12 protein-coding genes and 1 pseudogene are annotated in these 14,082 nt (G+C 71.4%); 4 read left to right on the forward strand and 9 right to left on the reverse strand.

Features of this window, described 5'->3' with window-relative positions; translation table 11 throughout:
- Positions 1 to 239: 239 nt before the first annotated feature.
- From AB0M27_RS14635 to AB0M27_RS14645, 3 genes are all read right to left on the reverse strand, one after another.
- Positions 240 to 1,871: a phospho-sugar mutase gene (locus AB0M27_RS14635; RefSeq protein ID WP_365721527.1), complete on the reverse strand. Its 1,632-nt coding sequence runs from the start codon at positions 1,869 to 1,871 to the stop codon at positions 240 to 242.
- A 145-nt stretch (positions 1,872 to 2,016) separates the two neighbouring features.
- A complete protein-coding gene (locus AB0M27_RS14640) occupies positions 2,017 to 2,841 on the reverse strand; it encodes a purine-nucleoside phosphorylase (protein WP_069779055.1) in 825 nt (274 codons plus the stop codon).
- A 130-nt stretch (positions 2,842 to 2,971) separates the two neighbouring features.
- Entirely contained in the window at positions 2,972 to 3,409 is a 438-nt protein-coding gene (locus AB0M27_RS14645; protein WP_365721529.1) for a gamma-glutamylcyclotransferase, read from the reverse strand.
- Positions 3,410 to 3,505: 96 nt separating this feature from the next.
- Here AB0M27_RS14645 and AB0M27_RS14650 point away from each other — a divergent pair, with 96 nt between their 5' ends.
- Entirely contained in the window at positions 3,506 to 4,954 is a 1,449-nt protein-coding gene (locus AB0M27_RS14650; protein WP_365721531.1) for an NAD(P)H-quinone dehydrogenase, read from the forward strand.
- A gap of 166 nt (positions 4,955 to 5,120) precedes the next feature.
- A complete protein-coding gene (locus AB0M27_RS14655) occupies positions 5,121 to 6,065 on the forward strand; it encodes a DeoR/GlpR family DNA-binding transcription regulator (RefSeq protein ID WP_365721533.1) in 945 nt (314 codons plus the stop codon).
- A gap of 106 nt (positions 6,066 to 6,171) precedes the next feature.
- On the opposite strand, the gene AB0M27_RS14660 is transcribed toward AB0M27_RS14655, so the two are convergent.
- The 3 genes from AB0M27_RS14660 to AB0M27_RS14670 form a co-directional block, all read right to left on the reverse strand.
- The gene (locus tag AB0M27_RS14660; RefSeq protein ID WP_365721535.1) at positions 6,172 to 7,104 is read right to left on the reverse strand and encodes a hypothetical protein; all 933 of its coding nucleotides are present in this window, start codon (positions 7,102 to 7,104) and stop codon (positions 6,172 to 6,174) included.
- A 3-nt stretch (positions 7,105 to 7,107) separates the two neighbouring features.
- Positions 7,108 to 7,578 (reverse strand): hypothetical protein, encoded by a 471-nt coding sequence (locus AB0M27_RS14665; protein WP_365721537.1) that lies wholly within the window; start codon positions 7,576 to 7,578, stop codon positions 7,108 to 7,110.
- A gap of 78 nt (positions 7,579 to 7,656) precedes the next feature.
- On the reverse strand, positions 7,657 to 9,429 hold the full coding sequence (locus AB0M27_RS14670; protein WP_365721539.1) for a biotin carboxylase N-terminal domain-containing protein: 1,773 nt from the start codon (positions 9,427 to 9,429) through the stop codon (positions 7,657 to 7,659).
- 364 nt (positions 9,430 to 9,793) lie between these two features.
- Here AB0M27_RS14670 and AB0M27_RS14675 point away from each other — a divergent pair.
- A pseudogene (locus AB0M27_RS14675) lies at positions 9,794 to 10,180 on the forward strand (hypothetical protein); the annotation flags it as partial.
- A gap of 172 nt (positions 10,181 to 10,352) precedes the next feature.
- On the opposite strand, the gene AB0M27_RS14680 reads toward AB0M27_RS14675, so the two are convergent.
- From AB0M27_RS14680 to AB0M27_RS14690, 3 genes are all read right to left on the reverse strand, one after another.
- A complete protein-coding gene (locus tag AB0M27_RS14680; RefSeq protein ID WP_365721541.1) occupies positions 10,353 to 10,970 on the reverse strand; it encodes a nucleoside triphosphate pyrophosphatase in 618 nt (205 codons plus the stop codon).
- Positions 10,971 to 11,267: 297 nt separating this feature from the next.
- Positions 11,268 to 11,477, reverse strand: coding sequence for an acyl-CoA carboxylase epsilon subunit (locus AB0M27_RS14685; RefSeq protein ID WP_365721543.1), 210 nt, complete (start codon positions 11,475 to 11,477; stop codon positions 11,268 to 11,270).
- A gap of 9 nt (positions 11,478 to 11,486) precedes the next feature.
- A complete protein-coding gene (locus tag AB0M27_RS14690; protein ID WP_365721545.1) occupies positions 11,487 to 13,106 on the reverse strand; it encodes an acyl-CoA carboxylase subunit beta in 1,620 nt (539 codons plus the stop codon).
- A 111-nt stretch (positions 13,107 to 13,217) separates the two neighbouring features.
- Here AB0M27_RS14690 and AB0M27_RS14695 point away from each other — a divergent pair, with 111 nt between their 5' ends.
- Positions 13,218 to 14,078, forward strand: a complete 861-nt coding sequence (locus AB0M27_RS14695) for a biotin--[acetyl-CoA-carboxylase] ligase (protein ID WP_365721547.1) — start codon at positions 13,218 to 13,220, stop codon at positions 14,076 to 14,078.
- Positions 14,079 to 14,082: the final 4 nt, after the last annotated feature.

Here is a 14,082-nt window from a genome sequence, read left to right on the forward strand (position 1 = left end):
CTGCACTGGTCACACTTCCGTAGACACAGCCAGGCCCGAGCCCGCCGTTCCCACTACAAACGTCGAGGCCACAACCCCCAGATGCGGTTGCAGTATTAGAGGGGTGCTGCCTCGGTGTCGTCGGCCGCGGAGCGCGCGACCACGGGGCGAGCGGTGAACGGCCGTCCTGTTCCCGGGAGTTCAGGAATGACGAAATGGGGTGCCCCCGGGCCGGGGGCACCCCATCGGTGTCGTACGGATCAGATGCCGGCGGCCGCCGACAGGTCGCGCTTGATCGCGGTGAGGAGGTCCGTCGCGCGGTCGCGGGCGGCCGGGAGGGCGGCGTGGTCCGTGACCGGTACGACGACCTCCAGGTAGCACTTCAGCTTCGGCTCGGTGCCGCTCGGGCGGACGATCACGCGGGCGCCGTCGAGGGCGTAGCGCAGGCCGTCCGTGGGCGGGAGCTTGTCGGTGCCCCGCGTGAGGTCCTCGGCGTCGGTGATGGCCAGCCCCGCCAGCTCGATCGGCGGCTGCTCGCGCAGGCGCCGCATCGCGTCCGCGATCAGCGAGAGGTTCTGCACACGGACCGACAACTGGTCGGTGGCGTGCAGACCGTGCTCCACGGCGAGGTCGTCCAGGAGGTCGAGGAGGGTACGGCCCTCCTCCTTGAGGCCGGAGGCCAGCTCCGTGATCAGCAGCGCGGCGGTGATGCCGTCCTTGTCGCGCACGCCCTCGGGGTCCACGCAGTAGCCGAGGGCCTCCTCGTAGCCGTAGCGCAGGCCGTCCACGCGGGCGATCCACTTGAAGCCGGTCAGCGTCTCCTCGTAGGGCAGCCCGGCCTTCTCGGCGATCCGGCCGAGGAGGGAGGAGGAGACGACCGACTCGGCGAACACTCCGGTCGCGCCCCGGCGGACCAGGTGGGCGCCGAGCAGGGCGCCGACCTCGTCGCCGCGCAGCATCCGCCAGTCCGCGCCGTCCCTGACGGCCACGGCGCAGCGGTCGGCGTCCGGGTCGTTGGCGATGATCAGGTCCGGGTCGGTCGTACGGGCCCGGGCGAACGCCAGGTCCATCGCGCCCGGCTCCTCCGGGTTGGGGAAGGCGACCGTCGGGAAGTCCGGGTCGGGGTCGGCCTGCTCGGCGACCAGCACCGGCTCCGGGAAGCCGGCCCGGGCGAAGGCGGCCAGCAGGACGTCCTTGCCGACGCCGTGCATCGCCGTGTAGACGGTGCGGGCCGTGCGGGGGGAGCCTTCGGCGAGGACGGCGTCCGTACGGGCCAGATACGCGTCCAGGACCGACTCGTCCAGGGTCTCCCAGCCGGACTCCGGGCGGGGTACGTCGTTCAGGGAGGCGATCGCGTCGATCTCTGCGGCGATCCCCGCGTCGGCGGGCGGCACGATCTGGGAGCCGTCGCCGAGGTAGACCTTGTAGCCGTTGTCCCGGGGCGGGTTGTGGCTGGCGGTGACCTCCACGCCCGCGACCGCGCCGAGATGCCGTACGGCGTACGCCAGGACCGGGGTGGGCAGCGGGCGGGGGAGTACGGCGGCGCGCAGGCCGGCGCCGGTCATCACGGCGGCGGTGTCGCGGGCGAAGTCGGCGGACTTGTGGCGGGCGTCGTAGCCGACGACGACGAGTCCACCGGTGCGGCCGTTGTTCTTCAGGTACGCGGCGAGGCCGGCCGCTGCCCTGATGACGACGCTGCGGTTCATGCGCATGGGGCCGGCGCCGAGTTCGCCGCGGAGACCTGCGGTGCCGAACTGGAGGGTGCCGCTGAAGCGGGCCGACAGTTCGTCGACGTCACCGGCCTCGATCAGTTTGGCGAGTTCGTCGCGGGTCTCCTGGTCGGGGTCCTCGGCGAGCCATGCCTCGGCCCGGGCGATGAGATCGTCGTGCACCTTGGGATCAACCTCTCCGTGTTTGCCTGGTCCACTGGGGGCACCGCCCCCGGACCCCCGTATGCCCACCCGCCCACCTGAAACCGTCGGCCGAGAGGTGAACGCACGGGAGCCACGCCACCGGCGCCGCAGCGCCTGCGTCCGCTTACAGCTTCCCCAGCACCTGGCCCAGCAGCTCCCCCATCCGTGCCGCCGAGTCGCGGCCCGCCTGGAGGACCTCCTCGTGGTTGAGGGGCTCGCCGGTCATGCCGGCCGCGAGGTTCGTGACCAGGGAGATGCCCAGCACCTCGGCGCCCGCCTCGCGGGCGGCGATGGCCTCCAGGACCGTGGACATGCCGACCAGGTCCGCGCCGATGACGCGGGCCATGCGGATCTCGGCCGGGGTCTCGTAGTGCGGGCCGGGGAACTGCGCGTAGACGCCCTCCTCCAGGGAGGGGTCGATCTCCTTGCACAGCGCGCGCAGGCGGGGGGAGTAGAGGTCCGTCAGGTCGACGAAGTTGGCGCCGACGATCGGGGAGGTGGCCGTGAGGTTGATGTGGTCGCTGATCAGGACCGGCTGGCCAGGGCGCATGCCCTCGCGCAGGCCGCCGCAGCCGTTGGTCAGGACGACCGTCTTGCAGCCGGCGGCCACGGCCGTGCGGACGCCGTGGGCGACGGCGGCGACGCCGCGGCCCTCGTAGTAGTGCGTGCGGCCCAGGAAGACGAGCGCCCGCTTGTCACCGAAGGAGTACGAGCGGACCTTGCCACCGTGCCCCGCGACGGCCGGCGGCGGGAAGCCGGGCAGCTCGGTGACCTGGAACTCGGCGTCGGGTGCGCCCAGGGCGTCGACGGCCGGAGCCCAGCCGGAGCCCATCACGAGGGCGACGTCGTGGGTCTCGGCGCCGGTGAGTTCGCGCAGGCGCGCGGCGGCGGCGTCGGCGGCGGCGTACGGGTCGCCCTGGATGTCGTCCGGAAGAAGAGATGCGTTCACGTGCTTGAGAGTAGCCGGTCTGCGCCTACGCGCGTAGATGACGGACGTCACGGGACTGCTTTCGTTGTCTTGTTGTATCCGACGAAGCCCGTGACGCGGGGGCTTTGTGTCCCCTGTGAGCCCTCTGCGCTCAGCAAGGGCGCTTGCGGAGCTCCATCACATAGTCGTGGGGCGCCCCGGCCGACTCCGCCGCGTCGGCGATCTCGCCCAGGTAGCGGGCGGAGGGCAGGCCGCCCTCGTAACCGTTCAGGACGTACGTCCACGCGGACTCCTCGCCGTCGAGGGTGTGCACGCGCACGCGTACCCGGCGGTAGACATCCAGTCCCACGCCCTCCCACCGGTCGAGGGACTCCTCGTCCAGGGGTGCGATGTCGTACAGGCCGACGAAGACCTGCGCGAGCGGGTCCTCGACGATCGTCGCGAGCGCGCCCTCCCAGCCCAGCTGCTCGCCGCCGAACGTCAGCCGCCAGCCGTTCAGCCAGCCCGTGGCGCGCAGCGGGGAGTGCGGGGCGCGGTGGGACATCAGGCGCGCGTCGAGGTTGCCTGCGTACGCGGCATAGAGCGACATGGGGAGAGGGTACGGCAGGGGGAACGCGAGTCACTTGCGTCCCAGGGGAAGCTTCCGCGTGCCCCCGGGCAATAGCACCTTGAAGCGTGCGGGACAATGGAGTACGTGACTCGGATCGTGATCATCGGTGGCGGACCCGGCGGATACGAAGCGGCCCTGGTAGCCGCCCAGCTCGGTGCGGAGGTGACCGTCGTCGACTGCGACGGTCTGGGCGGAGCGTCGGTGCTGACCGACTGCGTGCCGTCGAAGACGCTCATCGCTACGGCCGAGGTGATGACCACCTTCGATTCGTCGTACGAAGAGCTCGGGATCATCGTCGCCGACGACACCCCGCCGCTGGAGCAGGCGGCCCGGGTGGTCGGGGTGGACCTCGGGAAGGTCAACCGGCGTGTCAAACGGCTCGCGCTCGCGCAGTCGCACGACATCACCGCCTCCGTCACCCGCGCCGGCGCCCGGGTCATGCGCGGCCGCGGCCGGCTGGACGGCATGCAGGCCCTCGACGGGTCCCGGAAGGTCGTCGTCACCGCCGCCGACGGCACCGAGGAGACCCTCACCGCCGACGCCGTCCTCATCGCCACCGGCGGTCACCCGCGCGAGCTGCCCGACGCCCAGCCCGACGGCGAGCGCATCCTGAACTGGACCCAGGTCTACGACCTCACCGAGCTGCCGGAAGAGCTGATCGTGGTCGGCTCCGGTGTGACCGGTGCCGAGTTCGCCGGTGCCTACCAGGCCCTCGGGTCGAAGGTCACGCTCGTGTCGTCCCGGGACCGGGTCCTTCCCGGTGAGGACCCGGACGCCGCCGCCGTGCTGGAGGACGTCTTCCGGCGCCGTGGCATGAACGTCATGGCCCGCTCCCGTGCCGCCTCCGCCAAGCGGGTCGGGGACCGGGTGGAGGTGACGCTGGCCGACGGGCGCGTCATCGGCGGCACCCACTGCCTGATGGCCGTCGGTGCCATCCCGAACAGCGCGGGCCTCGGCCTGGAGGAGGCCGGCGTCAAGCTGCGCGACTCGGGCCACATCTGGACCGACAAGGTGTCCAGGACCACCGCTCCGGGCGTCTACGCGGCCGGCGACGTGACCGGCGTCTTCGCGCTCGCCTCCGTCGCCGCCATGCAGGGCCGTATCGCCATGTACCACTTCCTCGGCGACGCGGTGGCCCCGCTGAACCTGAAGACCGTCTCCTCCAACGTCTTCACCGACCCCGAGATCGCGACCGTCGGCTACACGCAGGCCGACGTGGACGCGGGCAAGATCGACGCCCGGGTCGTGAAGCTCCCGCTGCTGCGCAACCCGCGCGCCAAGATGCAGGGCATCCGGGACGGCTTCGTGAAGATCTTCTGCCGGCCGGGTACGGGGATCGTCGTCGGCGGTGTGGTCGTGGCGCCGCGCGCCTCGGAACTCATCCACCCCATCTCGATCGCCGTCGACAACAATCTGACAGTCGAACAGATCGCGAACGCGTTCACCGTGTACCCCTCCCTTTCGGGGTCGATCGCGGAGGTGGCCCGCCAGCTCCACACCCGTAAGACCGGCGTGGAGGCCTGACGGCCGGTTCCGACTTCCCGCTGGTCACGGGGAGTTGCCGCGTTTGCGTACGGCATAGTCAGGGCGGATAGGTCCTATATCACTTCCCGCCCTGTCATGCGAACAACTTCGTTTATTCGGCGCAAACTGCTGAAACCAGACGGTCGCTGGGGTTACTGTCAGTTTCGTGTTCGCTGCTGAACGTCGCCAATTGATCCTCGAAATGGTGCGAGCGAACGGTGCCGTGTCGCTCCGTGAGCTCGCCCGTGTCGTCCAGACCTCCGAAGTGACCGTACGGCGGGACGTGCGGGCACTGGAGGCAGAAGGACTCCTCGACCGCCGGCACGGCGGTGCGGTACTGCCGGGCGGGTTCACGCGAGAATCCGGCTTTCCGCAGAAGTCGCATCTCGCGACCGCCGAGAAGACGGCCATCGCCGACCTCGCGGCGGGCCTCGTCGAAGAGGGCGAGGCCATCGTGGTCGGGGCCGGTACGACCACGCAGGAGCTGGCCCGCCGACTCGCGCGGGTGCCCGGGCTGACCGTCGTCACCAACTCGTTGCTGGTGGCTCAGGCGTTGGCCCATGCCAACCGCGTGGAGGTCGTGATGACCGGTGGCACCCTGCGCGGCTCCAACTACGCACTCGTCGGCTCCGGCGCGGAGCAGTCCCTGCAGGGGCTGCGGGTGTCCAAGGCCTTCCTGTCGGGGAGTGGACTCACCGCCGAGCGTGGGCTGTCCACGTCCAACATGCTCTCGGCGTCCGTCGACCGGGCCCTCGTCCAGGCCGCCGCGGAGGTCGTCGTCCTCGCCGACCACACCAAGCTCGGCACGGACACGATGTTCCAGACCGTGCCGACCGACCTCATCACCCGCCTGGTCACCGACGAACCCCCGACCCACGACGACCGCGCCGCCACCGAGTTGCAGGCCCTTGCCGACCAGGGGGTGCAGATCGCCGTCGCCGGGGCGAACGGAGCCCCTCCGGGGGGTGAGCAGGCCCCGGCGCGGCGCGCTCCCCTGCCGGGGCCACGCAGGGGACATGTGCCGGGTTCCTCCCCGCCGAGGTCGGCTGCGGGGTTGGGCGAGCATAGTGGGGTGGAGCGGGGGCGCGTCGCTGATATGCGGCGGCGGTGAGGGGCCTGATCGCCGTAGGGGCTCGGTCGTGGGGCGGGTGCGGGCGCTTCGTGGTCGCTCGCGCCCACGCGGCGGGGCCGCCTGTCGAATACGGTCCCGCGCCCCTCTAGGCCGGTCGGTCCTCAGGTGGGTTTGATCGGTACGGGGCCAAGGCTGAGCGGGCCGCCGGGGCGTACCGGCGGCGGGACATGCGGGTCACCAGCTGCCACATGGTGCGCTCGTCCTCCAGGTCGGCCGGCAGGATCAGGCCGAGCGCCTCGGCCAGGGGTTTGCGGCCGAGGTTGACCAGGGCGCGTACCGCCGCCGCCCACTCGTCGGTGGCGGCCACCGCCGCGTGGTACCAGACAGGGATCAGGGCGGTCAGTACGACGGCCGTGACGGCCAGCACCGGGCGGTCGGCCCGGCCGGACGCCAGCGCGGCCAGCGCCGAACCGGCCACCGCCGCATGGCCGTACAGCAGGGCCACGAAGAAGTCGACGTTGGTGCGGGCCGTGTCGTTCTGTCTGCGGGTCCACTCGGGGGCGGCGCTGGTCAGCTCGTTCCACAGGACCTGGGTGTCGAGCCGGTAGCGGTCGTGGCCGTACTCCTCGAAGCGGCGGATGGCGTTGCCGAGCCGGGTCGGGGCGATCTGCTCGTCGCCGACCGGATAGCGGCTCAGCTTCTCGGCGAGCAGGGCCCGCCGGATCGGTGCGGTGCCGGAGGTGGCCGCCAGCCGGTCGGCGATGCGCTGACGCCGGGCCCGCTGCACCCGGCAGCCACGCTCGTACGCCACGGCCGGCCACAGCGCGTACCCCTCCAGGAAGCGGTAGAGGGGGGTCTGGAGTGCGTTGAGGACCAGCCCGAGCAGGACGGCCGCGACCAGGAGCAGCAGGGCGGCATGGCCTCCCGTCGCCGGCCAGTGCCCGGCCAGGAGCGCGGGGCGGCGCAGGCTGGGCTCGACCGCGAACAGGAACACGGCCAGATTCAGCGCGGTCGGCAGGATCCAGCCGACGAGCAGCGTCCAGCCCCCACCCAGTGCGCCCTTGGCGATGTCTCCCACGGGCTACGACTCCCCCGCGTCCCGCGCCCAGTCGTCGTCGGGGTCCAGGACGGGGCCGGGGGAGGTGTGGCCCACCGGCTGGACCGGGGTGCCGAAGCTGCCCGGCCCTTCGATGAGGTTGACGGTCTCGGGCGCCCCGTCATGGGTGGCGTCATCGACCAACTGGGAGATCCGGGCCCTGAGCTCGAGATCGGTCGCGTCGGAGGGCAGGAAGGCGCTGAACTTCGTCGTGGGGGACGCGTCCACGGTGACGAACATGGTGGTGGTCCGGGCGAGCTCGTTCCGCCAGTCGATCAGAGACTGTGCGAACCGGGCCGCCGTGTCGATGTCGCCTCTGATCCGGAGGTCCACGCTGTCCCGGCCTTCGACCGTCTGGCTGGACCACGGCGGTACGGTCGCATCCTGTCGTAACCACTGGAGCAGCTCTTCGGCCTGAGCGTGGCCGGTGCTGGTGACGGTGAAGACGAAGTCCACGCGGCCAGCTTAGGGCCCGGAAAGGCGGTTGGCCCCCGGTGCGTACCGGGGGCCAACTCAGCTTTGTTCGGCGGGACTTCAGTCCTTGATCTCGCAGATCGCCGCGCCGGAGGTGACGGACGCGCCGACCTCCGCGCTCAGGCCCTTGATGGTGCCCGCCTTGTGGGCGTTGAGGGGCTGTTCCATCTTCATGGCCTCCAGGACGACGACCAGGTCGCCCTCCTTGACCTCCTGGCCCTCCTCGACCGCGACCTTGACGATCGTGCCCTGCATCGGGGAGGCGAGGGTGTCACCGGAGGCGACGGGGCCGGACTTCTTGGCCGCGCGGCGCTTGGGCTTGGCGCCGGCCGCGAGGCCGGTGCGGGCCAGGGACATGCCGAGGGAGGCCGGCAGGGAGACCTCCAGGCGCTTGCCGCCGACCTCGACGACGACGGTCTCGCGGCCCGCGTCCTCCTCCGCCTCGGCCTCGGCGGGGGTGGCGAACGGCTTGATCTCGTTGACGAACTCCGTCTCGATCCAGCGGGTGTGGACCGTGAACGGGTCGGTGGAGCCGGTCAGTTCGGGGGCGAAGGCCGCGTCCCTGACCACCGTGCGGTGGAAGGGGATCGCGGTGGCCATGCCCTCGACCTGGAACTCGTCCAGGGCGCGCGCGGCCCGCTCCAGGGCCTCCTTGCGGGTGCGGCCCGTGACGATGAGCTTGGCGAGCAGGGAGTCCCAGGCCGGGCCGATCACGCTGCCGGCCTCGACGCCGGCGTCCAGGCGGACGCCGGGGCCGGAGGGGGCGTCGAACCGGGTGACCGTGCCGGGAGCCGGGAGGAAGTTGCGGCCCGGGTCCTCACCGTTGATGCGGAACTCGAAGGAGTGGCCGCGCAGCTCCGGGTCGTCGTAGCCCAGCTCCTCGCCGTCGGCGATGCGGAACATCTCGCGCACGAGGTCGATGCCGGCGACCTCCTCGGTCACCGGGTGCTCGACCTGGAGGCGGGTGTTGACCTCCAGGAAGGAGATCGTGCCGTCCTGGCCGACCAGGAACTCACAGGTGCCGGCGCCGACGTAGCCGGCCTCCTTCAGGATGGCCTTCGAGGCGTGGTACAGCTCGGCGACCTGCTCGTCGGACAGGAACGGCGCCGGGGCCTCCTCGACCAGCTTCTGGTGGCGGCGCTGCAGGGAGCAGTCACGGGTGGAGACGACGACCACGTTGCCGTGCCGGTCCGCCAGGCACTGCGTCTCCACGTGGCGGGGGCGGTCCAGGTAGCGCTCGACGAAGCACTCGCCGCGGCCGAACGCGGCGACGGCCTCACGGACCGCCGACTCGTACAGCTCGGGGACCTCTTCGAGGGTGCGGGCGACCTTCAGGCCGCGGCCGCCACCACCGAAGGCGGCCTTGATCGCGATCGGCAGGCCGTGCTGCTCGGCGAAGGCCACGACCTCCTCGGCACCGGAGACGGGGTCCGGGGTGCCGGCCACCAGCGGGGCGCCGGCGCGCTGGGCGATGTGCCGGGCGGCGACCTTGTCACCCAGGTCGCGGATGGCCTGCGGCGGCGGCCCGATCCAGATCAGGCCCGCGTCCAGGACCGCCTGGGCGAAGTCGGCGTTCTCCGAGAGAAAGCCGTATCCCGGGTGGATCGCGTCCGCGCCGGACTCGCGCGCCGCGTTCAGGACTTTCTCGATGTCCAGGTAGCTGGTGGCCGGGGTGTCACCGCCCAGGGCGAACGCCTCATCCGCGGCGCGGACATGCAGAGCGTCCCGGTCCGGGTCGGCGTAGACGGCCACGCTCGCGATCCCGGCGTCCCGGCAGGCCCGGGCCACGCGGACAGCGATTTCGCCACGGTTGGCGATGAGCACCTTGCGCACGATTGAGGCTCCCTCCTTGAAACAAGCCGAGTTTAGGGACTGCCGACACGGCACTTCGACCCGTCCCCAATGGTGAGCTTGCCCACACGGAGCGTGATGCGAGGCTCGCTCGACCCGCGAAAAGCCTTGTCGCACCTCGGTACGCAGGGCTCCTCCGGGAAACCCTAGCCTCGCCATGTGGTCAAGGTCTCTGTGAGAGCGTGCTGCGCCCCACTCTGTTTCTTTGTGGAGTCCCTACGAATGGCCCAATGATTCTTTGCTGCCGCGCGAACCCTTGTCCCACGGTTTACCCGTTAGTAGCGTTCATGACGACCCGAACGTACCTGGGGTAACAGCGGCGTGGCTTGAGAGTGGGTGGGGACCGGTGGTGCGCAGACCGGTGGCATGGGTCGTGGCGATAGTCCTTTTGGCGGAGGCGTTCTTCATCGCGGCGCTGAACTGGTTCCTCGGCGTGGTCGTCGACCGCCAGGACATGTCCCTGGCCGGACTCGATCCGAACGTGATGGCGACGTCCTCGAAGATCGGCGGCCTCGTCTTCGGCCTCTACTTCGCGCTGTGCGCGCTGGTGGCCGTCCTGGTCGCGATACGCAACCGGGCCCCCGCGGGCTTCGGCCGCGTCCTGCTGATCAGCGTGGCGGTCGTACACGGCCTGCTGGGCGCCTTCGCCTGGGGCCTGGTCGGCTGGACGGCGTTCCTGTTCATGGTGGCGGTGCTCGGCCTCGTCGTCCTGCTCCTGATGACGTACGACCGTGACGGCGGCCCGCAGCCGGCCGCGGCCGCGGGCGGTGCGGGCGACGGCGGCGACCCGAAGGCCGAGGCCGAGCCCGGGCCGGTCACGGCTCCGGGTGCGGCCTCGCCGGCCCCGCGCACGGACGAGCCGCAGGACGGGGACGACGAGCCGCGGGACTCCGTGCCCGGCCAGGTCACTCTTCCGGCGACCACAACTCCGTGATGGCGACGCCCAGTTCGGCGAGCAGCTTGCGCACCAGGGGCAGGCTGATGCCGATCACGTTGCCGTGATCGCCCTCGATGCCCTCGATGAACGGCGCCGAACGGCCGTCCAGGGTGAAGGCCCCGGCGACGTCGAGGGGCTCGCCGGAGGCCACGTACGCCGCGATCTCCTCGTCGCTGGGCTCACCGAACAGCACCACGGTGGAGGCGGTCCCGGACACGTACCGCTTTGCCGCCGTGTCCCAGATGCAGTGCCCCGTCTGGAGGGTCCCGGCGCGCCCGCGCATCGCCTTCCAGCGGGCGGTCGCCTCCTCGGCGTCGGCGGGCTTGCCGAGGGCCTGCCCGTCCAGCTCCAGCACCGAGTCGCAGCCGATCACCAGGGCGCCCTGCACGCCCGGCTTCGCGGCCACGACCGAGGCCTTCGCCTCGGCCAGGGCGAGCGCCAGCTCCGCCGGGGTGGGGGCGGTGATGGCGTCCTCGTCGACCCCGCTGACGATCACCTCCGGTGAGAGGCCGGCCTGCCTCAGGAGGCCCAGGCGGGCGGGGGACTGGGAGGCGAGGATCAAGCGGCGGCGTGGCTTGGAAGTCATGCCGTCAGACTAGCCAGCGGGCGCCTGTCCGGCTCACCTCAGGCCGATGACCAGCATGATCAGGACCATGGCCAGGGCCATGAGAAAGCCGAGCCGCCGGAGCATGTCATGCGCGTCGCGCATTTCCTTCGGCGGCTCGTTTTCGGGGTCTGACCACAGCACTCGTCCAGCGTGCGGGTTTGTGGGGGGTGGGCGCCTGAGTACTGCTACTCAGGTTGGCGCCCGGTGCCGTACCCCTGTGCGCCCGCGCGGCGGAGCCGCGTGTCGACACAGCCCCGCGCCCCTGGGGTGTTGCCCCTAGCTCGGCCAGTAGGTGCGGGTCCAGGACGCCGGCCCGGGCTTGGGCAGGTGGGCGGCGGCGATCCTGCTCGGGTCGGACCACGCGTCCTTCGGGCCCTTCGCGCCGGGCGGTGCCGCTGCGGCCGCCGCGGCGCGGGCGCGGACCACCGCCAGGGCGGCGGCCAGCTCCTCCGGGGTCGGGTTGCCCCGTACGACTCTGATCGTCACAGCGGCTCCTTAGAGGGGGATGTTGCCGTGCTTCTTCGGAGGGAGGGATTCCCGCTTCGTGCGCAGCTGACGCAGGCCGCGGACGATGTGGGCGCGGGTGTCGGACGGCATGATCACCGCGTCGATGTAGCCGCGCTCGGCCGCGATGTAGGGGTTGAGGAGGGTGTCCTCGTACTCCTGGATCAGCCGGGCCCGGGTGCCCTCACCCTTTCCGGCGGACTCCGCCTCGGCGATGGTGCGGCGGTGCAGGATGTTGACCGCGCCCTGGGCGCCCATCACGGCGATCTGGGCGGTCGGCCAGGCCAGGTTGAGGTCGGCGCCCAGGTGCTTGGAGCCCATGACGTCGTAGGCGCCGCCGAAGGCCTTGCGGGTGATGACGGTGATCAGGGGGACGGTGGCCTCGGCGTAGGCGTAGATCAGCTTGGCGCCGCGCCGGATGATGCCGGTGTGCTCCTGGTCGACGCCCGGCAGGAAGCCCGGCACGTCCACGAAGGTCAGCACCGGGACGTTGAAGGCGTCGCAGGTGCGCACGAACCGGGAGGCCTTCTCGGACGCGTCGATGTCGAGGCAGCCGGCGAACTGCATCGGCTGGTTGGCGACCACGCCGACCGGGTGGCCCTCGACCCGGCCGAAGCCGGTGAGGATGTTCGGCGCGAACAGGGCCTGCGTCTCGAAGAACTCGCCGTCGTCCAGCACGTGTTCGATCACCGTGTGCATGTCGTACGGCTGGTTCGCGCTGTCCGGCACGACGGTGTCCAGCTCGCGGTCCTCGTCGTTGACCGCGAGGTCCGCCTCCTCCGGGAAGACCGGGGGCTCGGAGAGGTTGTTGGACGGCAGGTACGACAGCAGCTGCTTGACGTACTCGATGGCGTCCTTCTCGTCGCCCGCCATGTGGTGAGCCACGCCGGAGGCGGTGTTGTGGGTGCGGGCGCCGCCCAGCTCCTCGAAGCCGACGTCCTCGCCGGTGACGGTCTTGATGACGTCCGGGCCGGTGATGAACATGTGCGAGGTCTGGTCGACCATGACCGTGAAGTCGGTGATGGCCGGGGAGTAGACCGCGCCGCCCGCGCAGGGGCCGACGACCAGGCTGATCTGCGGGATCACACCGGAGGCGTGCGTGTTGCGGCGGAAGATCTCGCCGTAGGCACCGAGGGAGGCCACGCCTTCCTGGATGCGGGCGCCGCCGGAGTCGTTGATGCCGATGACCGGGCAGCCGGTCTTCAGCGCGAAGTCCATGACCTTGACGATCTTCTGGCCGTAGACCTCGCCGAGGGCGCCGCCGAAGACGGTGAAGTCCTGCGAGAAGACGGCGACCGGGCGGCCGTCCACGGTGCCGTAGCCGGTGACCACGCCGTCCCCGTACGGCCGGTTCTTCTCCAGGCCGAAGTTGGTGGAGCGGTGCCGGGCGAACTCGTCGAGTTCGACGAAGGAACCCTCGTCGAGGAGGAGTTCGACGCGCTCACGTGCCGTCAGCTTGCCCTTGGCGTGCTGCTTCTCGACGGCGCGTTCCGAGCCGGCGTGCGTCGCCTCGTGGATGCGGCGCTGGAGATCCGCGAGCTTGCCCGCGGTCGTGTGGATATCGATCCCTTGGGTCTCGTGGATCTCTTGACGCTCTTCCGGCTCGGACATCGGGATGCGGCTCCCTGCCTGCTCAAAAGGGGGGGACGGTTACTCATCCGTAGAGTAGTGCTGGGCCTGTGGGTCGGCAGTGCGGCGTTTCCCACACCTAGGGTGACTTGCATGACGCCGCACAATGCATCAGATGACAGCCGCTGGTCCGACCTGGACCGTCCGCCCCTGAACGCCGCGGCACTGCGGCGCGCGCTGGTTCGGGGGGCGAGCCTGTACAGCGCGGTGGACGTGGTGCAGCGCACCGGCTCCACCAACTCCGACCTGGTCGCCCGGGCCGCCGCCGGGAAGGCGGACGAGGGGGCGGTGCTGGTGGCCGAGGAGCAGACCTCGGGCAAGGGGCGCCTGGACCGCCGGTGGACGGCGCCGGCGCGCTCGGGCCTGTTCTTCTCCGTGTTCCTGCGGCCCGCCGAGGTGCCGGTGGCCCGGTGGGGCTGGCTGCCGCTGCTCACGGGTGTCGCCGTGGCGACCGGGCTGTCCCGGGCGGCGGGCGTGGACACGGCCCTGAAGTGGCCGAACGACCTGCTGGTGACCGTGGCGGGCGAGGAGCGCAAGGCGGGGGGCATCCTCGCCGAGCGGGCCGGTGAGGACGGTGTGGTCATCGGCGTCGGCATCAACGTCACGCTGCGGGCGGAGGAGCTGCCGGTACCGCAGGCGGGGTCGCTGGCGCTGGCCGGGGCGGTCTCGACGGACCGGGATCCGCTGCTGCGGGCGGTGCTGCGGGCGCTGGAGGACTGGTACGGGCGGTGGCGGGGCGCCGGCGGTGACCCTGCGGTCAGCGGCCTTCAGGAGACCTATGCGGCGGGGTGCGCGACACTGGGGCGCACCGTGCGGGCCGAGCTGCCGGGGGAGCGGTCGATCGTGGGCGAGGCGGTGGCGGTCGACGGGGACGGGCGGCTCGTCATCGCGACGGAGGCGGGGGTGCAGGAGCCCGTGGGGGCGGGGGACATCGTGCATCTGCGGCCTGCGTGAGCGA

It is taken from the genome of Streptomyces sp. NPDC052107 (assembly GCF_040680215.1).
Taxonomy (GTDB): Bacteria; Actinomycetota; Actinomycetes; order Streptomycetales; family Streptomycetaceae; genus Streptomyces.

Excerpts from the sequence above, each read along its gene's own strand:
- AB0M27_RS14690 (WP_365721545.1), bottom strand. The coding sequence starts at position 13,106 with ATGTCCGAGCCGGAAGAGCGTCAAGAGATCCACGAGACCCAAGGGATC.
- AB0M27_RS14695 (WP_365721547.1), top strand. The coding sequence starts at position 13,218 with ATGACGCCGCACAATGCATCAGATGACAGCCGCTGGTCCGACCTGGAC.
- AB0M27_RS14645 (WP_365721529.1), bottom strand. The coding sequence starts at position 3,409 with ATGTCGCTCTATGCCGCGTACGCAGGCAACCTCGACGCGCGCCTGATG.
- AB0M27_RS14650 (WP_365721531.1), top strand. The coding sequence starts at position 3,506 with ATGGAGTACGTGACTCGGATCGTGATCATCGGTGGCGGACCCGGCGGA.
- AB0M27_RS14680 (WP_365721541.1), bottom strand. The coding sequence starts at position 10,970 with ATGACTTCCAAGCCACGCCGCCGCTTGATCCTCGCCTCCCAGTCCCCC.